Genomic DNA, 21,797 nt, shown 5'->3' on the forward strand with positions numbered 1-21,797 from the left:
TGCGAAAATTTATTGGGTGGGAACAGTCAGTGTGCCGGATTTGATTTTTTCCTTTAAATCATCCAACAACTTTTGCTGATCCGGACTCAGTGTCACGACACGAATAGGCGCCAAACCTACACCATCTTCCGCAAGACCAAACACCATATCCTTCTCCGTAAATTTTCTTTGATGATCTGCAAATCCTTTGACTGCTGTATAAATTGCAATGTCTACATTTTTAAACATCGAGGTCACTACCGCTTTTTCCGCAATAAAAAACTGGTCGCTATCGACCCCGATGGCGAATTTATGCTGCTTTTGCGCTTCCTGCAGCGCACCTACACCCGTAAGACCTGCGGCTGCAAAGATGACATCAATCTGATCCTGATTAATCATGTCATCTGCAATTTCCGTACCCAGTTCCGGCTTTCCAAAATCTCCCGCATACGTTGTAGTAACTTTGGCATTAGGCTTGACTGATTGCACTCCTGCGCGATACCCAATTTCAAATTTTTTCAACAGAGGAGATTCCGCACCTCCGAGAAAACCCACCTGTTCGGTGCGACTCGTCAAACCCGCAACGACTCCAGCCATAAAACTGCCCTCTTCTGCTTTGAAGCTAATAGAGGCCACATTCGGTAAATCTGATTTCTCATCCACGATTAAAAATTTACGGTCTGGATATTTTTTAGCAATGGATTCCAAACTGTCCTTCACCATGTAACCCAGCCCAATGATTAAATCAGCCTTTTCCTGAGCAAGCTGTTCAAAAGCCGCATCATACGTCTTGGTCTCTGTTATTTCTCGGTATTCAAAAACAATTTTCCCCTCATCCCGTGCTTTGACCAAACCTCGGAAAGCAGCGTCGCTGTAAGATTGGTCACCCAGACCAATATCTGACAGTACGATTCCCACCTTAATGGGCTGAGCCTTGGTTTGTGCTGCCGATTGCCCACATGCACTTAGCAATAATGCAAAGATTGTGACAATGGGAATCCACCTAAAATTTAATAATACAGCTCGCTTCTTCATGACATATCACCTCAGCATAATTTGGAAATCCCCAACATCTTTATATCGGTTATAAAAGCATATTTTTTCATAATAATTTCTGTAAACTCAGTTCTTCTATTTTATTATGAAAAAATAGAAGGGACTGACCACCAGGCTTGAATAACATCGCCTAACAATCAGTCCCCAATCTTATTTACTTTTACTCCATTTGGAAGCAATCACTTCGGTTTTACTCTCTATGAGATCCATGACTTCCTCGCGGCGTTTCGTCTTGAATAAATTAATCATGTCGATCAAGTCGTTGCGGTCTAATAATTTAACCCCGTTGACAGCAGCAAGTGTTTTACAGGATTCCGTATAACGGCCGGAGGTGATGACGACAGACTTGTCGGCCGCATAATAACGCATGGAGGTATAAATTTCCTGCACCGCGCCCAAACCTACCGGATGTTGTACCCCATAACGTTTGGCCTGTATAACAACTCTGACGCCTTCACGGTCTGTAAAAACCAGATCCGCTCCAAAATCCCGGCTACTGGTTGTTTTATAGATGTCCTTATAGCCAAGCGCGGATAATAACCGCTGCAAATAAAGCTCAAATTCCGAACCATCCTCCATACGATCTATATCCTGAATTCCAATTTTACGTGGGTCCAGATCACGTAAAATCCGATTTCTGCGACCACGTATCAATCCTCTGATGATGAGCGCAAACAACACTAAAAGTACAATGAGTCCTATTCCTAATTCCTTGTATGCCAATAATTTCTCTAGCAACATCCAACTCTCCCTTTTCTACCATAAGCGTAGCCGTATCATCCTTAACAGGGAACTCCCCTGCACGCTGGCTCCCGTATTACATCTCTCTTTATCACATAACAATAGCCCCGCCAGATTCGACGGGGCTATCTTCGTCTTGCCTCAAAGCTGTCTAAACTCCATACTCCGCATTATTATTCGCGATTCAGCAAAGATTCTCCGGCAATACCAGGCTGAGTCATTTGGTACGGGTCCAATATAATGTCCAGCTCCTCCTCGGTCAGTACATTGTACAGCAAGCACAGCTCGCGCACCGATTTCCCAGTCGTAATTGCTTCGCGAGCAATGCGTGATACCACCTCATATCCAAGGTGCGGATTAAGCGCTGTAATAATGCCTACACTGTTCTCTACATATTCACGACAACGCTCCACATTCGCTTCAATTCCTTCTACACAATGAATGCGGAAGACGTGGAAGCCCTGCTTCATAATTTCCAGCGATTGCAGTAGGTTGTACACCAGTACGGGCTCCATTACATTCAGCTCGAGCTGACCAGCCTCTGAAGCCAAGCAGATTGTATGATCATTACCAATGACCTGAAAAGCAATTTGGTTAATGACCTCACACATCACCGGATTTACCTTGCCCGGCATAATGGATGACCCTGGCTGGCGGGCAGGCAGACTCAGTTCCCCCAGACCCGCACGTGGTCCGGAAGCCATCAAACGGATGTCATTTGCCACCTTAGACATATTCATCATACAAATTTTCAAGGCGGCAGACACTTCAGTATAAGCATCCGTATTTTGTGTAGCATCTACAAGATTTTCGTCAGCTTCCACAGGGAAGCCACTGACGTCTGCCAGTACCTCTGCGACACGCTGAATATAACGACGGTCTGCGTTCAGGCCAGTACCCACCGCAGTTGCACCCATATTAATCGTTAGCAGGTGCTGCTTGGTCGCACGGACGCGTCCGATATCACGACCCAGCACACGCGCATAAGCCTGAAACTCCTGTCCTAATCGGATCGGCACTGCATCCTGCAAGTGAGTCCGGCCCATTTTAATCACACTATCAAACTCATTTGCCTTGCGGGAAAATGCTTCCTGAAGCTCACTCATGGTAGCTAACAGCTTATCAATCATACTTAGTACAGCCAAGTGTACGGCTGTAGGAAAAGCATCATTCGTCGATTGCGCCATATTAACATGATTATTAGGACTGATCTCCTGGTAATCTCCGCGTTGCTTGCCAATCAGCTCCAACGCGCGGTTCGCAATCACTTCATTTGTATTCATATTAATGGACGTGCCTGCGCCGCCCTGAATCGGATCGACGATGAAATGATCATGCAACTGTCCTTGTATAATCTCATCAGCAGCCTGAATAATGGCCTCTGCTTTGGGGCGGTGTAAACGGGTTAGTTCCATATTCACCGTCGCTGCTCCCTTTTTCACGATCGCCATGGCTTTAATCAACTCAGGGTGCAGTCTTTGGCCTGTAATTGGAAAATTTTCTTTTGCCCTCAGCGTTTGTACACCATAATAGGCATCTAATGGCACTTCCTTGGTACCTAAAAAATCATGTTCCAACCTCATATTCTCTGATTCCTCCGCTGTGTTTGCTACGTTTCTTCAGTTCAGTACAGCCAAATTGACATAAAAAGACCTTCTCTGATCCCCTCTTCATTATACGTTTCTATTCCCGTGCTTTTCCAGTTGAATAAACGCGGAAAAAGCTATGTAATCCTATGACAAGTTATGATTACCCCTATATACCACACTTATTCGGTAAATGCTCAGCTATGACTTGAATACGGATTTAATGACTTATAATAATATCGAGTGGCATGAAGCTGACCATCGGCTGATTGAGCATAACCCGGAATAACACCAGCTTCTACAAACCCGATCGCCTCGTATAGTCCATTGGAGGGATCACCCACCCGCGTATCTAGCACCAGTAACGTTCTATCCTGACTTAGTGCCTCTTCTTCCGCTGCCTTCATTAACTGTCGTGCGATCCCCAGTCTGCGACCGGACGGATGTACCATAAGCTTTGCAATTTCCGCACGATGAATAGCGTTAGCTTTTTGAGCCAAATGAAGCTGGACCGTCCCTACAGGTACTCCGTCCTTCTCGGCAATCCACAGAACTACGCCGTCCTCAAGTACATTGTTCCAATAAGTTGCTGCTTCCTGATAACCTAATGGGGGTAAGAAACCTATAGATGCACCGTCTGCAACCACGTCGATTAACAGTCGACTTAGCGAATCTACCAGGGCTTCATCCAGAGCTTGAACAGGGTAGACTCTCATTTCGTTAGACATTGTGATTCCTCCCGATGGGTTCGATAATATACAATAAAGAAAGTAAACTATCTTTTTAGGATAGTTTACTTTCCATAATACTTCGCTTACTTCATCATTCTCATTTCCATTACTGCTCTGCCATATAAAAGAACTCCCACAGATGACCATCCAAATCCTGAAAGCTCCATCCATACATAAAACCATGATCTTGAGGTTCGTTTGAGGGCTTGCCGCCCGCTTCCAAAGCCTTGTGGACGATCTCGTCTACCTTTTCTCGACTCTCCACCGATAAGGCAACAATTGCTTCTGTGCTTTTTGTGGCATCTGAAATTTCCTTTGTCGTGAACGCTTTAAAACGTTCTTCAACCAATAACATGACAAAAATATGCTCACTAACAACCATACAGGTTGCATGTTCATCAGTGAACTGAGCACTGAATTCAAATCCGATGGTAGTGAAAAAATCAATGGACTGTTGCAGATTTTTAACTGGCAAATTCACAAAAATTTGTTTAGCTTTTACTCCCACGACATTTCACCTCTTCATTTGTCATTCATTCTAATTTATCATACTACCTCTCCACAAAAGATAACTTAACTATCGTATAAAGTCAATCAATCTGACATTTGTATAGGGAAATCTCCTATTCCCAATGTAGCTTATCCAGCGTGCGAGATAATACAGCCGCAGCTTCTGCCCTCGTCACGGATGTAGCCGGGCCAAAACGGCCTTTCTCGTCTCCCCTCAGAATACCTAGTCCAGACAAAGTCTTCACAGCCGGAGCTGCCCATGTAGAAATCTCCTGCGCATCCGACAATGATACGGATATACTTTCACTCACTTCTCTTGTATTTTCTTCTGTGTTCCCAGCGAAGCGCAAGGCTCTCTCTATGATCACAGCCAGTTCCTCCCTCGATACCGGGGTATCAGGACGGAAGCTTCCGTCAGTATAGCCGTTGATCAGCCCAGCTGCTGCTGCGGTACGTACGGAATCCGCATACCACGATTTGGATTGAACATCGTCAAAGCTCGTCAGCGTGCGATCTGTACGCTCCAGTCCAAGCACACGAACCAGCATCGCTGCCAGTTCAGAGCGTCGTACCTGGCCTTCAGGTTCAAAATGCACGTTCGCTAAGTCCCTTTCACGAGTAGCACTAGCTGTAGACGCTGTTGAATGGGTCCCCGTCACAAGCAGGCGAGTTGCCAGCCGTGTAATGTCCTGCTGCGCCCAATGGCCGGATATATCCATGAACGATCTGACTTCACCAGAAGACCCGCCATCAAGCACAGCGTAAGTCCCTCCCGAACGTCCATACACGGTTATTTCCTCACTCGAAGTGTGAAAAGGAACGGGTTGATAGGACAGCTGTCCGACTTGGTTGGTCGATGATACCTTCACTACAGCAAGCTGGTCTGTATCGACCATTGCAGGAACACGTAACAGATAACGTTCATACCCTCTACCAGAGTCTCCGTTACCTGCCAAAAGCTGTTTCCGTCCATCCTCGCTTCTCAGCTCAGCGGCGATATCCAAAGCCTGTAACAGTGTACGCCCTGTTGGAACATCCAAGCGTTTAGCCAGCTCTTCGTTCGAAGCGATGGAAAAATTCAAGGAAATTTGTTTTACAGGCACCTGCCAGGTATCAGCCAGTTTCTGAAGAGACAAACGACTTGTTGCTACTTCATAACCACCCTGTAACGTTTCCACTCGAAGGGTACGAATACGGTCGTTCAAGACGGCTCCCAAAGCTTCCCCGTTTAAATGAACCTCGTACGTCCCCGCTTCTACTTGCTCCCCTGCACGGATCACAAGCGTACCCTTCGCACCATTTTGAATGGCCTTTTGTATTTCAGCAGCTGTTACTTGAGCAACTGCCTTTTTCAGTCCGTTTTTCTCCACTCCGGTCATTACAGACTTAACTTGCACCACATTTGTACCAGACAGGCTGCTTCCATTGGGCTCACTACTGGCAGTCTGACCCTGTCCATTTACCGTTCCATTCACGTTACCGCTACTGCCATTTCCAGTGTTACCATTTCCCTCGTTATCCTGCTGATCCTCATCATCATCGTCATTTCGGCCACTCCCAACCTCTGTCGGTGGTTCTTCCGTTTTGCGCGACAAATCTATTTGCGCAACCAACGGATCATGATCACTGACCCGCCCGTCCGCCGCACTAAAGTCTGCATTCATATGAACGATATCCAGCACGGATGTTTGGCTCAGTGACGGGCTGACCAGCATATGATCCAATGTTTGCGAGTTACCTTCATAAATATAAGAGTACCGTTCCTTTTCATCCAAATGGTCAATCAGATTGGTCAATTCCTGCCCCCGTAGCAAAGCCAGCGTTTCCGAAAATTGAAAATCATTCAGGTCACCGAGCACCACCATATTGGCCTTAGGGTTTACTTGCAGTACCGACTTTACAAAGCCATTCACAATCGTTGCAATCTTCGCACGCTGTATTTCGCTGCTTCGCACAGGTGGTTGAATTCCTCCAAATGGCGCTTGATCGCCCCCTTTGGAATTAAAATGGTTAGCGACCACAATCACCTGCTGGCCTTCAAACTCAAATTCAGCGGCCAACGGCTTGCGTGAGTCTTCAAATGACGCATTCAGGGGATCAATCCGACCCGGGTTGAGGGAAAGTCCCTGCACTCCATAAGTGACAGACGTAACTGAATCCCCCTTGGGCTTGTCGGTCAGCGTAACACGTTGCGGATTGAACAAGAAGCCAACACGGATGTTGCCACCGGGGGCACCGCCATCCTTATTATTTTCAGGGCCAATATCTGTAAAATTGTATTCCGGGCCTCCATGAGCACGAATCGCCTCTATGAGCACGCGGAAGCTTTCGGAAGCGTCTGTGGTGCCATCATCTTTCTCACCGTTATTATCCTGTACTTCCAGCAATCCTATGATATCCGGATGATTCAAATTTACAGCGATAGCCTGTCCCAGCTGATCTATCCGTTTTCCATCACCGGGATCGAAGTTTTCCACATTAAAAGAAGCTACTGTCAGCTTACGATCATCCCCTATCAAACGCGTATTGGCTGGCTGGAGGCCGCCAGGTACAACATCCGGCATACGCTCTGGCAGCAGCTTATAATTGCTAAAGCTATAGCTCACCACACCTGTGATAGAACCCGCAAAACGATCGCCTGTTTTCAACGGTGTCGAAGGCTTCGCATCAATCAGAATCCGTTGCGGGTTCAGACTTCTTTCTGTCAGCATGAGTCCACCTGCCTCCGTTACAACCTCACCTGTATTTGGACCGTTATCAATTCGGACTGGAATTTCATAGCCATAAGGACCAATCACAGTGGCATCCTTCAACTCTACACGCATGCCTTCCAGGCTTTCGAAAAAGTCCAAGCCATCCTCCTGTGGATCAAACACTGTCATTCCGTCATTATCCACCAAAGATGTCGGCATCACACGTCCCTGTTCTCCTAGCAAAATTGGAGCTGGCATTGGACGGTCATTGGCAATTACCTTAACCGAAGAAGCCACAATTTCTGTGGTTGTCAGGTCGATTGGCTTGCTCGCATATGTTCTTTCCGTGTATTCCTTTACCGAACCGCTAACCCTTACCTCATCCCCTACCTGTGCACCGTGACTAGGCTTGTACACTAAAATGGCCTCGGATGTTTTTTCATCCTGATCCACTTGATCATCCAACTCTTGGATATAGAAGCTGCTCCCCTTCACCATTGTGACAACGCCTTCAATATCCGTTACTTTTTGTCCTTCATATGGAGAACGGTGTGCTGCCCCCTGTACATCGTGGATGCGAAGCTTTTTAGGAAAATAGACATCTGCATATACACTTGCCCCTACAGTTACGGGTGAAGGTTGCACCTCTTTTCCTGCAAAAGATGCAGGCTCTGCCGAAGCTTTTCCACTGGACAACCTTGCCGGCCCTCCAGCTGAAAGCAGCAGTATGGCACTGAGCCATGTGATCCCGAACCTTTTTAATTTCGTAGGTAATATTTTTTCTATGTATTCTTGTTTCATCAAAAGATACTCCCCTCCCCATTTTTACTATGATTACGCTTACAAATATATTCATCTTTTAAGATACCATAAATTAGTCAATTTAGTACCTGAATTATGTAAAATGAATTCTTCTTGCCGTAGCATATTCAGATCAAATTATTGTAAACTTGTTCTAATACAGAAAAAGGTGGCACATACGCTATGGAGCATTTGCTTAACGATCAGGTTAAAAACATTCAAATCAGCGGCATCCGCAAAATCGCCAACAAAGTTGCCGCATTACCCGGAACCCTGTCATTAACGATCGGACAACCGGATTTCCCTACCCCTGCGCATATTATGGAAGCTGCCCATCGGGCGATTAACGAAGGACGCACCTCCTATACACCTAATCCGGGACTGCCGGAATTACGAGAAGCCGCAGCGGCGTTTGTAGCTCGTAAATACGGCCTGAATTACCGTGGACAGGATGAGGTGATCGTAACGAACGGAGCCAGTGAAGCGCTGGATATTACCTTACGCACGATTTTGTCACCGGGCGATGAAGTCATTCTGCCAGTGCCGATCTACCCAGGGTACGAGCCATTGATCCGCTTGTCAGGCGGCATTCCAGTGTTTGCTGACACCCGCAACAGCGGCTTCAAGCTCACGGCCGAGGTGCTGGAGCCTTATCTGACCGAACGGACAAAAGCAGTCATTCTCGGATATCCTTCGAATCCAACCGGACGAGTGATGAGCCGCGAAGAACTGGAAGCGGTCGCAGATTTACTGAAGGAGCGCGATCTGTTTATCATTTCGGATGAAATATACAGTGAACTTATTTACGAACCCCCCCACGTGTCCATTGCAGCTCTACCAGGTATGCGGGAGCGCACCATCGTCATTAACGGTCTGTCCAAATCACATTCCATGACGGGATGGCGCATTGGTTTTACACTTGCACCCGCTGAAATTACACAGCACATGGTCAAAGTCCATCAGTACAACGTAACCTGTGCTAGCTCGATTAGCCAATATGCTGCCCTGGAAGCCTTGACTGTTGGTGTCGATGATGCACTCCCGATGCGTGAGGAATACCGCAAGCGTCGTGATTATGTACATGGTAGGCTGACAGACATGGGTATCCCGCTGGAGAAACCCGAGGGAGCCTTTTACCTTTTCCCTTCCATCGCCCATTTTGGATTAAGCTCGATGGATTTTACCTTGAAGCTGCTGGAAGAGCATGGAGTTGCTGTCGTACCTGGAGATGCCTTTTCTTCCTATGGCGAAGGATACATTCGCTTGTCCTATGCTTACGGACAGGATGTGCTGGAGCAAGGGTTGGATAAAATAGAGAGGTTTGTTAGGGGAATTGTGAGGAGTTAAGGTGGGAGAGGCGCTACGCAGTCCATTTGATCTTCCGATCGCTGTTGCTGGGGGATTCTTGGATTAGATAAAACATTTATAGGTAAGAATCCCACAGCAAAGGCGAACGCTGTCGCTTCTCCAGATTCAAATGGCCCGCTTCGCTCACTGCCCACCTTAAAGTCCCACGATTCTCTAACGTGTGTGAAGTATGGGGAAAAGAAGTACAATACTCACTGCTTTACACGGTGAATAAACAAAACAGGCCCTTGAACCACCTACACGGGTGGTTCAAGGGCCTGTTCGTTCTTCCTCTACTCCCTCACCTGGGTGTGGGATTCATGGGTGACTAGCTTTAAGCACGGCGCAGCGGAGGGGGCGGAATGGGGCTGGACAAGCAAAGCGGTCGCCTTTAAATTCCGATTTTAACCTTTAAATATTCAATCATAAAAATCGGAATTTAACAGCGATGGTAAGCACCATCCGCCACCGCAGCGACCTTTAAAGCACCAACTCCTAATCCCAACGCCACTCCCCTACTTTAAATGCATTTTGAATTGCAGGAACAATTCGTTGTAATGAGCGAGCATGCGCTTGCCCAGATTGTTGTATACTTCCAGCTTGTCTGTAATTTCGGACGGAGGGTAAAAACGCTCGTCACCAGAGATATCTTCAGGCAACAACTTCTTTCCATCCTCGTTGGGTGTGGAGTATCCTACAAATTCGGCATTTTGAGCGGCTACATCGGGCTGCATCATGAAATTGATGAACTTATGGGCTGCATCCACATGAGTAGCGGTTTTTGGAATAACCATATTATCAAACCACAAGTTGGAGCCTTCATCTGGCACGATGTAATCGAGCTTCTCGTTCTCATCCATGATTTCAGACGCATCACCGGACCATACTACCCCGGCAGCGGCTTCCTCGTTTGCCAGCAGCATTTTAATCTCGTCACCGACAACCGCTTTGACATTGGGCGCTAATTTTTCCAACTTCGTCAAAGCCTGCTGCAAATGTGCCTCATTCGTATCGTTCAGGGAATAGTGAAGGCTGTTCAGTGACATCCCTACGACTTCCCTCGCACCATCAACCAACAGTAGATTATTACGCAGCTTTGGATTCCACAGACCGTTCCAGCTATGAAAATCAATGCCTTTCGTCAGCTCCGGGTTAAACACAATCCCGACTGTACCCCAAAAATACGGTACCGAGTATTCATTATTCGGGTCGAACGAAAGGTTTAGAAAATGAGAATCCACATGCTTCAAATTCGGCAGCTTGCTGTGGTCCAACGGGAGCAGCAAGTGCTCCTGCTTCATTTTAGCCAAAGCATATTCCGAGGGAACCGCTACATCAAACGAAGTTCCTCCCTGCTCGATTTTCGTCAGCATCGCCTCATTGGAATCAAATGTCTGATAAATGACAGTAATCCCCGTCTCCTTCTGAAACCGTTCCAGCAGCTCAGGGTCAATGTAGTCTCCCCAGTTGTACACCGTCAGTGTGTTACCACCGGAGTAGCCTTGACTGGAATTCAACCATGCGGCCACCCCCATCAGCCCAAACGAGATGATGAAAATCGACAGAAACACGCGCACAAGTGACTTCATCTAGGCACCCCCATTTCTGCCGCAGGCTCTTTTTTACCATTACGATTCGCCTTGCGCATAATAAAGTAGTAACCCACCACCAGCAGCACAGTAAATAGGAAAATGAGCGTGGATAGCGCATTGATGGACAGGGAAACCCCTTGCCGGGCACGTGAGTATATTTCCACCGATAAGGTCGAATAGCCACTGCCTGTCACAAAAAAGGTCACCGCAAAATCATCCAGCGAGTACGTTAACGCCATAAAGAAGCCCGCATAAATCCCTGGCTTGATAAAGGGTAGAATTACCTTGGTCAGCACATCCATTCGGCTGGCACCCAAATCACGCGCGGCATCGACCAGAGATGGACTCATTTCCTGCAACCGCGGCAAAATCATAATGACTGCAATCGGCACACTAAATGCAATATGGGATAATAAAACGGAGTAGAAACCCAGCTTAATCCCGACCATCGTGAACAAAATGAGGAAGGAAGCGCCAATAATGACGTCCGGGTTCACGATCAATACATTATTGAGCGATAGCAGCGTATTTTTGACTCGACGGTTCTGCATCTGATGAATAGCCAGTGCCCCCATGATGCCAATAATCGTAGCCAACGCAGACGACAGCAGAGCAATCACCAAGGTGTTAATGACAATAATGATCAAGCGAGTGTCTGCAAACACCTCTTTGTAATATTGGAGTGTAAAACCTTCAAACTCATGCATCGTCCCGCCGCTGTTGAAGGAATAGTACATCAAATACAAAATAGGTGCGTACAACACGAGAAAAACAATCACCAAATAAATATTCCCGAACCGGTTTTTATTTACCATGCCGCACCCTCCGTTTCGTTCCCGAGGTGAGCAGCATAATGATCCCCATCGCCAAAATCAGGAACACGGCAACCGTAGAGCCCATCCCCCAATCCTGAGTAACCAGAAAATGCTGCTCTATCGCCGTCCCCAGTGTAATCACACGGTTACCTGCAATCAGGCGGGTAATCATAAACAGCGACAACGCTGGAATAAACACAGCCATGCAACCGGATCGCACACCCGCAAGCGTTAACGGGAAAATAACCCTACGAAACGCGGTCCACTTGGAGGCTCCCAAATCTCGGGCAGCGTCCAGCAATGAAGGGTTTAACCCTTCCAGCGCGTTATAGATGGGCAAAATCATAAAAGGCACAAAAATATAAACCGATACAAACACAAAGCTGGAGCTGGTAAACAATAATTGCTGACCTCCCAACCCAACCATACCTAACACCGCATTCACCGGCCCATAGGTACCAAATATCCCGATAAAAGCATACGTTTTGAGTAACAGGTTAATCCAGGTCGGCAAAATAATGAGCAACAGCCACAGCTGCTTATGCTTGGTGCGTGTGAGCAAATATGCTGCCGGGTAAGCAACTAACAGTGAAAATACAGTGATCAGAAATGCATACCAAAACGAACTAAGCGTCATGCTCAAATAAACAGGTGTCAGAAACTGAGCATAGTTGTTGAATGTGAGATGACCATCCACATCAAATAGTGAATAGTAAAACACAAGTACAACCGGAGCTGCCACGAACAGCACAATCCATAAATAGTAAGGCAGCAGATACGCTGCTCTTGTATTACCGGACATGCTGATCCACCTCTTCATAGGCTTCCAGGCGCCGATCAAACTCTTCCTCTGTTTCCCCAAACCGCATCACATGGATCGCTTCCGGGTCAAATCGCAGACCGATTTCACTGCCCAGCTCCGCCTTTTTGGTAGAATGCACGAGCCACTCCTGACCCGAATCATCATAGCAGCTTATTTCATAGTGAACACCACGGAACAATTGGGTATCTACCTTCACACGCAGCTTGCCTTCAGCAACATTCGTAATCTCCAAGTCCTCTGGCCGGATCACAATTTCAATGGGTTCGTTCGGACGTAATCCTCCGTCGACACATTCAAACTGTCGACCGTTAAATTCCACTTGATAATCTGCAATCATCCGTCCTGGGACAATATTGGATTCGCCGATGAAATCAGCAACAAACCGATTGATCGGCTCATCATAAATATCATTAGGCGTACCACTCTGCTCAATCTTACCTTTGTTCATAACAAAAATTTCGTCCGACATGGCCAGTGCTTCCTCCTGATCATGCGTAACGAAAATAAAGGTAATTCCAAGGCGCTGCTGCATTTCGCGCAAAATGTACTGCATTTCAGTACGCAGCTTTAAATCCAGTGCAGACAATGGTTCATCCAACAAGAGAACATCAGGTTCATTGACGATAGCCCGTGCGATGGCTACACGCTGACGCTGTCCCCCGGACATCTCAGAAATTTCCCGCTCGCCGTAGCCTTCCAGATTGACAAAGGACAACGCCTGTGTCACCTTCTCCTGAATGTCCTTTTTGTTCATCTTTTTAATTCGCAGACCGAAGGCTACATTTTCAAACACATTCAGATGCGGAAATAGCGCATAATCTTGAAAAACCGTATTGACCTGCCGCTCATTGGCTGGAACACGATTAATGAGTTTTCCATTTAAATAAATAGAGCCTTCTGTCGGCTCCGCAAAACCTGCAATCATACGCAGAATCGTCGTTTTACCACAGCCGGAAGGCCCCAGCAGTGTATAAAATTTACCACGCTCAATCTCAAAGCTGACGTCCGCCAGCACTGGGGGATCGTTGTCATATTGCTTGGTCACCCGTTCAAATCGGATGATGGTTTGCTCTCCCATAACACCCTCCTTCAAAAAATTCGACTTCATTCCATTTCATTCTTTTCATTAAACCTATTTATTCAGGGCGCATCATTTACCCTTGAGACTTCCATGTAAAATAGTCTGTCAGCACACGAATGGCTACACCAATCGCTTCCTCCGCAGGCTCCAGCTTGGCATGATGCAAACCATAAGGCGTATCCACACCAAGCCAGAACATCAGACCGGGAATTCGCTCCAGAAAATATCCAAAGTCTTCTCCGGTCATCGCTTCTCCGCATTCAATAAGCTGCACATCCTGCCGATTACGGACCCAGTTCATGAATTCCTCGGTCACCTTGGCTTCATTGTACACTTGCAAATAATTGGAGCCATAATGAATCTCGGCATGACATTCAAATCCAGCCTCCAAACCACGCACTAGTGCTTCAATCCGTGATTTAACCAGCTTCATCGTATCGGCTGACAACGTTCGGATCGTACCCTCCAAACGGGCGGTTTCCGCGATAATATTTTGCTTCGTGCCTCCGCTAACCTTACCCACGGTAATGACCGCTGCATCGAGTGGATTCACATTACGGGCTACAACCGTCTGTAATTGTCCCACCAGCTGACAAGCAGCCACTACCATATCATTCGCCTTGTGTGGATACGCAGCATGCCCACCCATACCCTTCAGGTCGATGAAAAGCTCCGACGTATTGGCAAATAGGATGCCCGGGCGAGTCGCAATTGTGCCAACAGGATATTCAGGTGCAACATGTAGCGCGACAATTTCATCGGGTATCCAATCTGCCAGCTCCGTGCTGTCCCGCATAGGCAAGGCTCCGCCCGGCCCTTCTTCAGCCGGTTGAAACAACACAACCAGGTCATCCTTAATCGGATGGCTTGCAAAGTGAGTAACAATTCCCAATCCAATCGTCATATGTAAATCGTGTCCACAAGCATGCATATAGCCGGGATGGGTCGAACGAAAATCGTACCCTGTCTCTTCTTCAATAGGCAAACCGTCCATATCACAACGATATCCATAGCGGCGTTCAGGAGCCGTTCCATGAATGAACACTAACACGCCCGTACGCCATGTACGAATTTCCAACCGCTCCTGAGGGAGCGTTTCCAAATAATCCAGCAAATATTGTTGTGTTTTGTATTCCTCAAAACCCGGTTCGGGAATTTGGTGTAAATCCCTTCGTATTTGGACAAAAGAACGATAGTCGACCGTACTCATTGCTGCTACGCCTCCTCTTTATAGCTCATCAGCTCTTATCTGGCAAAAGAACAAAAGGACAAAAGCCCGGCGCAGCCGCCGAGCCTTGTCCGTTGTGCTTCGTCCCTAAGTTATGCTGTCAGTGCATCATGCTTCTGACAAGGAATCGTTCACCTTTGGTACATTAAAAAAAATTTTGCCTTCTTACAGAATGCGCAGTTCTTTCAAAATCTCAGTTTTAGATTTGGTCTTATCGTCGACCTGTTTGATCACACGTGCAGGTGTACCCGCCACTACGGAGTATTCAGGCACATCTTCAGTTACGACAGATCCGGCTGCAACAACTGCACCTTTACCAATTCGTACGCCTTCCAATACGACTGAGTTTGCACCGATCAATACATCGTCTTCTACTACAACTGGTTGTGCAGATGGTGGTTCAATGACACCCGCCAGGACAACGCCTGCACCGATGTGACACATGTTACCTACTTTAACACGACCGCCCAGCACAGCATTCATATCAATCATCGTGCCTTCACCAATGGTGACACCGATGTTAATCACTGCACCCATCATGATGACTGCGTTGTTACCGATGCCAACCATATCACGAATATATGCGCCTGGCTCAATGCGGGCATTGATGCCTTTCAGATCGAGCATAGGAACAGCAGAGTTACGGCGGTCATTTTCCACCACATAGTCTTCTTCTTTCGCGTTTGCGCTATCCAGTACAGGCTTGATATCAGCCCAATCCCCAAATACAACACCACTGTCTCCAGAAATAAAAGCTTGAACATTCTCGCCAAAAGATGCGGAAGCCAAAGCTCCTTTTACATATACTTTAACAGGCGTCTTTTTCTTGCTGTTTTTAATCACGTTGATGACTTCTTGTGTATTCATTTCGATGGACATAGTAAATCTAACAACTCCTTCATCGCTTCATACGACTTCGCAAGCCGGAATGATCTTATTCTCTCATCCTTTATAGCACAAAAGTGCAGGTCTCGCAATTATAGATTAGACCCTTATAGCTCTAATCTAACCCTTAAAATAACAATTTCCAGCGGCATGACTGCCTTAAATTCATAATTGTAAGCCGCCGACCATCCCACATCAAAGTAGGGTTATTTATTAGCTTGCAGGCTCTCCAGCGATGTATAAATGAAGGATTCGAATCCTTCAGCAGGTTCACCTTGTGGAATGTTCACTTTCACGATAAAACCACCTGTTTTATTTTCTACAACAATATATTGCTGTGTCATCTTCGAACTGCTCGCTTGTAGGAACAGACGGCTACTGGACAGCGCTTGAGGTACGGCTGCTTTGTCCAGCTTTTGAACCTTGCCGATGGAAGCTAGATCCTTTTCTCCTTCTTTTTGAAGCTCATCCAGATTAAAGTCGGAGGACAGCTTCGTAATTTCAGCATAATAGTTATCATCTACAGCCAAGGCAACACGGTTTTGATCGGGAAACAGGGACATCGGATCAAACACATACAGTGAATATCCCTCTCCTTTTGCCAATGTTGCTGTCTGCTTTTCCTTTTTCCCTTCAAGGGTAAGCTCAAAAGTTGGAGTCTTCGAGCGTTCTCCGCCTACCGCTTGACCAGAGCTTCCGTTTTGATTGCCATCTGTTGCAGCTTCTGTTTTTTGTATTTTCGTTAAAGTCAGTTGCTTCGCCGTAGCGTCGCCCTCTACTGCTTTTTCGTTGTATTCAAACGCTACTGTATCGCCTTCTTTAAGTCCAGCTATTACCGTGTCCAGTCCCTCCCCCAATTGGAAGGATTGGGCTTCGCCATTGGTTTCAATCTCTACCGTATGCGGGTCAGCAGCTCCATTGTATACACCCGTGCCTTTTTTAACTTCCGGCTCAGCGATTGGCTCCGGTTTAACTTGCGGCTGCTGTTGCGTTTGCGGTTGGTCTGACCCTTGAGGTGCGGTGTTATTGGTTTGCGGTTTCGTTCCACAGGCTGACAGAGCCAGCACTGCCACTACAGTCAGTAGTATGATTGAAAATGTGTTTTGTTTTTTCATAAAATCCACCTCCACTATGATAGACGAGCTTGTGCAGCAAAAGTTCTACGCAGCATCTCACTTAAAACCCTACCTCCTGCTCCCGTTTATTATATTCTCAGGATTTTGCAAATTCCTAATACCACGGGAATGTCAGGTACGGTATAATGGGCTGTATTAAACCCCATTTTCGAGATACCGCTTGGAAGGAACATAAACGTATTTATTTTCCTCCATACGGATGGAGCTGCCACATGAATCAAGCACATAAACCGTCGTTTTCCTTTGAATTATTGTACATCATAGGTATTATCGCTATTTCGTTCTCCTCGATCTTCGTAAGATGGTCTGAAGCCGAGGTGTCCGTCATCGCTATGTACCGTTTGTACCTAACCAATCTGATCATGCTGCCTTTGGTCTGGAAATACCGCACCGAGCTGTTTAGCCTGACCCGCAAGCAGTGGATGCTGATCCTCTGGTCCGGTATAGCGCTGGGGCTGCATTTCTTGCTCTGGATGGGCTCACTGCGACTGACCACCGTTGCAAGCTCTACCGTTATTATGACATTGGAGCCGATCCTTGTCATGCTCGGTTCTTTTTTGTTTTTCCGGACGGGCACGAATCGCGCTATGCTCATCGGAATGGGTATGGCTTTTATCGGCTCACTGGCCATCGGAGCTGGAGACTTTCATGTCTCGGGACAAGCCCTGCTCGGGGACGCACTGTCCTTCTTGGGTATGGTAGCCGTGTCCATCCATATGCTGATGGGTAAGCATCTACGCGAGCATTTGAGCGCGTTTGTGTATAATTTTTGGGTTTTCGCCATCGCAGCCACATCACTTGCGCTGTATAATATGGTCAATGCCATTCCTTTTACCGGATACGCTCCACGGGAATGGGGACTGTTCCTGCTGCTTGCCATTGTGCCTACGCTGTTCGGACATTACCTGTTTAATTGGCTGCTCAAATACATTAACGCCACTGCCGTGTCGATGGCGGTACTCGGCGAACCCGTTATTTCTTCCCTGCTAGCTTGGGTGCTGCTCGGGGAGAGGCTGTCTACTTTACAATTTGGTGCAGGCTTTTTTATCCTATTCGGGGTATGGATTTTTATCCGATACGGAGCGGATTTTAAAAAGAAAGTCATCCATCAAAGTGAGTTGCCCGACACTGAGCATCCCCTGAAAGCCAGCTCTTAACTTATTTACCCCATTTTCATAAACCATACTCAATGAATTAAATTTACTGTTAAATAAAGGAAGGCGGAATCCTCTATGAAATCCATCGTATCCAAACGCTGGCTGCTGGCCCGATTGTATGAGCCGGACATCATCATTGCCGACTGCCGTTCCCTGCTCGGACAAGCCGGGGCTGGACGGACTCAATTTAATGAAGACCATATTCCAGGGGCGATCCACTTCGATTTGGAAGAAGACCTTACCGCTCCTCTTGGTGAGCATGGTGGTCGCCATCCCTTACCTGATGTGGATACACTTGCCACACGTCTGAGTCGTGTCGGAATCAACGCATCTTCACGCATCGTCGCTTATGATGACCAAGGCGGTATGATGGCTTCCCGCTTCTGGTGGCTCCTGCGCTATCTCGGGCATGAGCAGGTATATGTGCTGGAAGAAGGCTACAGCGCTTGGAAAGAAGCGAAGTTCCCCGTTACGTCAGACCAGCCGATTCGCATTCCAAGTACATTCACACCGAATGTACAGCCGCAAATGCTCACAAGTATGCAAGAGGTGCAACGTGTATCCAAAGATTCGCTTCCTGATGGCTCTTACATATTGATTGATTCGAGAGAGCGGCCTCGCTACCTGGGGCTGGAGGAGCCCATTGATCAAGCAGCGGGGCATATCCCAGGTGCGGTGAATTTCTTTTGGAAAGAAGTATTGGACGAACAAGGCAGCTTTAAAAATGCGGAACAATTGCAGCAGCACTTTGCTGACCTTGATCCAAACGCAGAAATTATCGTGTATTGCGGTTCCGGCGTATCCGCCTGTCCCAATGTACTGGCCCTGAATGAAGCTGGATTTAGTAAGGTCCGTTTATATCCGGGAAGCTGGAGCGACTGGATCAGTTATGAGGAGAATCCGGTGGCGACCGGAGAGGAATAAAAAGTTTTCAACGGATATACAGGTTCTAAAGACAAATACACTGTCCTAGCGATTAGGCTTACGGCAGTGTATTTGTCTTTGTTTAAAAAAACAACTTGAGCTGAATGAAGCAATAAAACGATGTAGTTGAAGTTGCTTGCTTTTTTGAATAGCTATCCAATCTTTTGAACAAATATATATCTTAATTCATATTTTTTCTGTTGTTTTTCTGCATATATCAGAGTTTCTCTTATGGAACCCGTTTCTAATATATTCAAATCATTAAAATGTCCTTTTAAATCTTCTTCAGTAAAGAAGTGAGCATATTTCCCTTCCTTGTATTCATATGTTCCTTCTTCAATTTCCCTACCCACACCATTATTAAAATCACAATTAGAAAAACATGTGAAATACATTACTCCTAATTCCTTCAAATGCTTCACGCAATTCTGTATCAGTCTTTTTCGGTCTTCTAACAAAAATAAATGTAATAAATCATAACAATATATTCCATCATACCTTTGGCATGTACTAAACTCTAATACCGATTCTTGAATAAAATTCGTTTTTAAGTCCCATTCTTTTGCTAGATTTATAGCTGAACTAGATATCTCAATTCCATCAACCTGAAAATAAGAAGAGAACGCCTTCGTATTTCTTCCATATCCAGCACCAGGAACCAAAATATCATGTACATGATTCTTTTTAAACAAATCTATAGCTTGGGTTACAGTTTGACTTGGTTCACAACCCCAAATCATCCCTTCTTCAGTAAATCTTTTGTTCCAATAATCCCCCATATGATTCACCCGCCTATATACTCACATAGCTTTTCTTTTAAGTTCATCAATCTGTCTGATATGATGTTGATCATGCCAGATAAAATCTCTTAAATATGATATTACAGTAAACTTCCCGTTAGCATATTCTTTAGTAAACTTATCGTCTTCAAAACTCTCTATACTCTCCAATATCATGTTACGGTACTGAATAGTCATTTTAATTAATTCTTCTTTCGTTTTTGTTTTTCCATATTCAATAGCATCCTGATTAAATTGTTCAAAATCCATATGTGTTAATGTCAAAGGTTTATTGTTTAATATCGGATTTATTGCTGCTTCAAAAAAGTATTTATCCCACAGCAGTATATGACTTACGACATCCTGAACTGACCATTTACCTTCAGCAATCGTTATTTGCCAATCCATTTCACGAATCTCAGAAACAAAACTGATCCATTCTTTGAACTCCTCTAGTAACCGTGACTTCTCATTCATGGTATCACGCTCCTTTTTTCAAATTTCATTTATCTAGGACAACGTTTCTGACTCATGGACCCCAAAGGGGTTGTCTGCTGAAAATCCCTTTTCGAGACTCCTTCTCGCAGGCCTAGGCTCCGTCAGGAGACGCAGTTGAATATATGTTATGGGCTTCCTCTGCCTCTCAGAATCAACGTTCCAAAGCTTTGCTTGCTTCTGTTAATTCATCATTTGCCTCTAAATATTTCAATGTTTTTTCAATATCGTCGTTGTACATTGTTTTCGTTATAATTAGATGCTTAATATTAAGCCCTGGTGGTTCCATTTCTTTTTTAAAGTGATTTACTAACTTTTGAGGGGTTGTCACCAAACTCCACCGTTTACTTCCATCCGAAAAAGTAAGGGTCACCTCCACCAAATCAAACTCCTTTGGATCATCATCAAACTTCCATGTTTCTAAATAAGGCACTTCTATATTTCCATCAATAAAAAATGCTTTTGATATCCAAACAGCTTTCCTGTGGTTTCCAATGATTCTATACTTGTCCCCATCCTCATTTTTTACAATGTATCTATTCCCTCTTGTAAGTGCATGAGCATAAACGCCTATACTCATACAAGTTATGATTGGTTCCTCCATCAATTCACTTCCATGTATCGTATTTAATTTACTGAGGTTTCGCATAACATTACTGTATTCACAACGTCCCACCAACTCAAGGCTCGTCAGGAGCTGGCTAAAATGTGGTTAGTCGGTGCGGATGTGTACGCTGATATTTTGCTGACGCCTTCTCGCGGACTGAGGGTCGAATGGTTCAATGCGCGAAAATAATGTTATCTGAAGTTATCAACTTCCTGAAATGCTTACAAAATGTATTTCTTTAAAATATCTAGTTCGTCTTTCAAATTAGTTTCTATTTTTTCAATCCAATCATTTGGATTTCTAATTGTAGTTGGAAAGCTGCTCTTATTCTCAAGATAATATTTCAATTGAAGATAACTACTAATCGGAAAATCTTGAGCATACCATTGTTTTCTATATCCTAAAATTCCATGATCCTTTAGTAATACTTCCATTGATTGTACAACCTCTGATATGAATTCATTAAAGTTACATTCTTCACTGAACTCTAATTTCCCTGGGTGTGTCTTTATCCCATCTTCATAGACAGTTATATTAACTTGCACCTTTTCTTTTGATTTCTTTACAATTTTCCAGTTATGTATAGCTGGTTCCGAATCCCAATCAAAGTGAACAATACTTTTAACTTCATCCGCAGGTGTACATTCAGGCAACAACACTTCAATTGCTCTTACTAGGTCAATTAATGGCTCAGAGAGATAGCTTGGAGAAATATAAATTTCCGAATTTTCAATTCGAAGATGTATATCTGCCCAACCAATATTACTTAGTGTATAAGTAAATTTCATGTATATTCTCCTTTTCAATATTACAGTTATTTCGGCTAACGTT

20 protein-coding genes are annotated in these 21,797 nt (G+C 45.5%); 3 read left to right on the forward strand and 17 right to left on the reverse strand.

The features are described from left to right. Positions 1-9 precede the first annotated feature (9 nt). The 6 genes from AOU00_RS04730 to AOU00_RS04755 form a co-directional block, all read right to left on the reverse strand. A complete protein-coding gene (locus AOU00_RS04730; RefSeq protein WP_069290056.1) occupies positions 10-1,014 on the reverse strand; it encodes a BMP family lipoprotein in 1,005 nt (334 codons plus the stop codon). Positions 1,015-1,185: 171 nt separating this feature from the next. Next, positions 1,186-1,776, reverse strand: coding sequence for a restriction endonuclease (locus tag AOU00_RS04735; RefSeq protein WP_061829700.1), 591 nt, complete (start codon positions 1,774-1,776; stop codon positions 1,186-1,188). Positions 1,777-1,949: 173 nt separating this feature from the next. Next, positions 1,950-3,359: an aspartate ammonia-lyase gene (aspA, locus tag AOU00_RS04740; RefSeq protein WP_061829699.1), complete on the reverse strand. Its 1,410-nt coding sequence runs from the start codon at positions 3,357-3,359 to the stop codon at positions 1,950-1,952. A 200-nt stretch (positions 3,360-3,559) separates the two neighbouring features. After that, positions 3,560-4,090, reverse strand: coding sequence for a GNAT family N-acetyltransferase (locus AOU00_RS04745; RefSeq protein ID WP_069290057.1), 531 nt, complete (start codon positions 4,088-4,090; stop codon positions 3,560-3,562). Positions 4,091-4,199: 109 nt separating this feature from the next. Beyond that, positions 4,200-4,601 (reverse strand): VOC family protein, encoded by a 402-nt coding sequence (locus AOU00_RS04750; protein ID WP_061829696.1) that lies wholly within the window; start codon positions 4,599-4,601, stop codon positions 4,200-4,202. Between the two features lie 115 nt (positions 4,602-4,716). Then, a complete protein-coding gene (locus AOU00_RS04755; protein WP_069290058.1) occupies positions 4,717-8,097 on the reverse strand; it encodes an S-layer homology domain-containing protein in 3,381 nt (1,126 codons plus the stop codon). Positions 8,098-8,280: 183 nt separating this feature from the next. Here AOU00_RS04755 and AOU00_RS04760 point away from each other — a divergent pair, with 183 nt between their 5' ends. Continuing rightward, on the forward strand, positions 8,281-9,444 hold the full coding sequence (locus AOU00_RS04760) for an aminotransferase A (RefSeq protein ID WP_069290059.1): 1,164 nt from the start codon (positions 8,281-8,283) through the stop codon (positions 9,442-9,444). Positions 9,445-9,959: 515 nt separating this feature from the next. On the opposite strand, the gene AOU00_RS04765 is transcribed toward AOU00_RS04760, so the two are convergent. The 7 genes from AOU00_RS04765 to AOU00_RS04795 all read right to left on the reverse strand — a co-directional run bounded on the left by AOU00_RS04765 (position 9,960) and on the right by AOU00_RS04795 (position 16,983). After that, positions 9,960-11,033: an ABC transporter substrate-binding protein gene (locus AOU00_RS04765; RefSeq protein ID WP_028542540.1), complete on the reverse strand. Its 1,074-nt coding sequence runs from the start codon at positions 11,031-11,033 to the stop codon at positions 9,960-9,962. After that, a complete protein-coding gene (locus AOU00_RS04770) occupies positions 11,030-11,851 on the reverse strand; it encodes an ABC transporter permease (RefSeq protein WP_013311255.1) in 822 nt (273 codons plus the stop codon). The genes AOU00_RS04765 and AOU00_RS04770 overlap by 4 nt, the downstream gene beginning before the upstream one ends. Beyond that, entirely contained in the window at positions 11,841-12,653 is an 813-nt protein-coding gene (locus tag AOU00_RS04775; protein WP_023989586.1) for an ABC transporter permease, read from the reverse strand. Before AOU00_RS04775 ends, AOU00_RS04770 begins: the two co-directional genes overlap by 11 nt. Beyond that, on the reverse strand, positions 12,643-13,752 hold the full coding sequence (locus AOU00_RS04780; protein WP_025720927.1) for an ABC transporter ATP-binding protein: 1,110 nt from the start codon (positions 13,750-13,752) through the stop codon (positions 12,643-12,645). The genes AOU00_RS04775 and AOU00_RS04780 overlap by 11 nt, the downstream gene beginning before the upstream one ends. Before the next feature lie 76 nt (positions 13,753-13,828). Continuing rightward, a complete protein-coding gene (locus tag AOU00_RS04785; RefSeq protein ID WP_061829692.1) occupies positions 13,829-14,965 on the reverse strand; it encodes an N-acetyldiaminopimelate deacetylase in 1,137 nt (378 codons plus the stop codon). Between the two features lie 183 nt (positions 14,966-15,148). Then, on the reverse strand, positions 15,149-15,862 hold the full coding sequence (gene dapD / locus AOU00_RS04790) for a 2,3,4,5-tetrahydropyridine-2,6-dicarboxylate N-acetyltransferase (protein ID WP_061829691.1): 714 nt from the start codon (positions 15,860-15,862) through the stop codon (positions 15,149-15,151). Between the two features lie 212 nt (positions 15,863-16,074). Beyond that, positions 16,075-16,983 carry a hypothetical protein gene (locus AOU00_RS04795; RefSeq protein WP_069290060.1) on the reverse strand — a complete coding sequence of 303 codons (909 nt, stop codon included), beginning with the start codon at positions 16,981-16,983 and terminating at the stop codon, positions 16,075-16,077. A 233-nt stretch (positions 16,984-17,216) separates the two neighbouring features. Between AOU00_RS04795 and AOU00_RS04800 the strand changes: the two genes are divergently transcribed. After that, the gene (locus AOU00_RS04800) at positions 17,217-18,161 is read left to right on the forward strand and encodes a DMT family transporter (protein WP_061829689.1); all 945 of its coding nucleotides are present in this window, start codon (positions 17,217-17,219) and stop codon (positions 18,159-18,161) included. A 75-nt stretch (positions 18,162-18,236) separates the two neighbouring features. Continuing rightward, positions 18,237-19,085 carry a sulfurtransferase gene (locus AOU00_RS04805; RefSeq protein WP_061829688.1) on the forward strand — a complete coding sequence of 283 codons (849 nt, stop codon included), beginning with the start codon at positions 18,237-18,239 and terminating at the stop codon, positions 19,083-19,085. 152 nt (positions 19,086-19,237) lie between these two features. Here AOU00_RS04805 and AOU00_RS04810 read toward each other — a convergent pair whose 3' ends face one another. From AOU00_RS04810 to AOU00_RS04825, 4 genes are all read right to left on the reverse strand, one after another. Continuing rightward, entirely contained in the window at positions 19,238-19,864 is a 627-nt protein-coding gene (locus tag AOU00_RS04810; protein ID WP_061829687.1) for a class I SAM-dependent methyltransferase, read from the reverse strand. A gap of 21 nt (positions 19,865-19,885) precedes the next feature. Continuing rightward, on the reverse strand, positions 19,886-20,341 hold the full coding sequence (locus tag AOU00_RS04815) for a DinB family protein (protein ID WP_061829686.1): 456 nt from the start codon (positions 20,339-20,341) through the stop codon (positions 19,886-19,888). A 172-nt stretch (positions 20,342-20,513) separates the two neighbouring features. After that, positions 20,514-20,939 carry a hypothetical protein gene (locus tag AOU00_RS04820; protein WP_237166275.1) on the reverse strand — a complete coding sequence of 142 codons (426 nt, stop codon included), beginning with the start codon at positions 20,937-20,939 and terminating at the stop codon, positions 20,514-20,516. Between the two features lie 248 nt (positions 20,940-21,187). Continuing rightward, positions 21,188-21,754: a hypothetical protein gene (locus tag AOU00_RS04825; RefSeq protein ID WP_061829684.1), complete on the reverse strand. Its 567-nt coding sequence runs from the start codon at positions 21,752-21,754 to the stop codon at positions 21,188-21,190. Positions 21,755-21,797: the final 43 nt, after the last annotated feature.

Source organism: Paenibacillus polymyxa (assembly GCF_001719045.1).
Classification (GTDB): Bacteria; Bacillota; Bacilli; order Paenibacillales; family Paenibacillaceae; genus Paenibacillus; species Paenibacillus polymyxa_B.

Bases quoted from the DNA above. Each gene is read 5' to 3' on its own strand.
- AOU00_RS04730 (WP_069290056.1), bottom strand. From the start codon at position 1,014: ATGAAGAAGCGAGCTGTATTATTAAATTTTAGGTGGATTCCCATTGTC.
- AOU00_RS04735 (WP_061829700.1), bottom strand. From the start codon at position 1,776: ATGTTGCTAGAGAAATTATTGGCATACAAGGAATTAGGAATAGGACTC.
- aspA (WP_061829699.1), bottom strand. From the start codon at position 3,359: ATGAGGTTGGAACATGATTTTTTAGGTACCAAGGAAGTGCCATTAGAT.
- AOU00_RS04745 (WP_069290057.1), bottom strand. From the start codon at position 4,090: ATGTCTAACGAAATGAGAGTCTACCCTGTTCAAGCTCTGGATGAAGCC.
- AOU00_RS04755 (WP_069290058.1), bottom strand. From the start codon at position 8,097: ATGAAACAAGAATACATAGAAAAAATATTACCTACGAAATTAAAAAGG.
- AOU00_RS04760 (WP_069290059.1), top strand. From the start codon at position 8,281: ATGGAGCATTTGCTTAACGATCAGGTTAAAAACATTCAAATCAGCGGC.
- AOU00_RS04765 (WP_028542540.1), bottom strand. From the start codon at position 11,033: ATGAAGTCACTTGTGCGCGTGTTTCTGTCGATTTTCATCATCTCGTTT.
- AOU00_RS04770 (WP_013311255.1), bottom strand. From the start codon at position 11,851: ATGGTAAATAAAAACCGGTTCGGGAATATTTATTTGGTGATTGTTTTT.
- AOU00_RS04775 (WP_023989586.1), bottom strand. From the start codon at position 12,653: ATGTCCGGTAATACAAGAGCAGCGTATCTGCTGCCTTACTATTTATGG.
- AOU00_RS04780 (WP_025720927.1), bottom strand. From the start codon at position 13,752: ATGGGAGAGCAAACCATCATCCGATTTGAACGGGTGACCAAGCAATAT.
- AOU00_RS04785 (WP_061829692.1), bottom strand. From the start codon at position 14,965: ATGAGTACGGTCGACTATCGTTCTTTTGTCCAAATACGAAGGGATTTA.
- dapD (WP_061829691.1), bottom strand. From the start codon at position 15,862: ATGTCCATCGAAATGAATACACAAGAAGTCATCAACGTGATTAAAAAC.
- AOU00_RS04795 (WP_069290060.1), bottom strand. From the start codon at position 16,983: ATGAAAAAACAAAACACATTTTCAATCATACTACTGACTGTAGTGGCA.
- AOU00_RS04800 (WP_061829689.1), top strand. From the start codon at position 17,217: ATGAATCAAGCACATAAACCGTCGTTTTCCTTTGAATTATTGTACATC.
- AOU00_RS04805 (WP_061829688.1), top strand. From the start codon at position 18,237: ATGAAATCCATCGTATCCAAACGCTGGCTGCTGGCCCGATTGTATGAG.
- AOU00_RS04810 (WP_061829687.1), bottom strand. From the start codon at position 19,864: ATGGGGGATTATTGGAACAAAAGATTTACTGAAGAAGGGATGATTTGG.
- AOU00_RS04815 (WP_061829686.1), bottom strand. From the start codon at position 20,341: ATGAATGAGAAGTCACGGTTACTAGAGGAGTTCAAAGAATGGATCAGT.
- AOU00_RS04820 (WP_237166275.1), bottom strand. From the start codon at position 20,939: ATGAGTATAGGCGTTTATGCTCATGCACTTACAAGAGGGAATAGATAC.
- AOU00_RS04825 (WP_061829684.1), bottom strand. From the start codon at position 21,754: ATGAAATTTACTTATACACTAAGTAATATTGGTTGGGCAGATATACAT.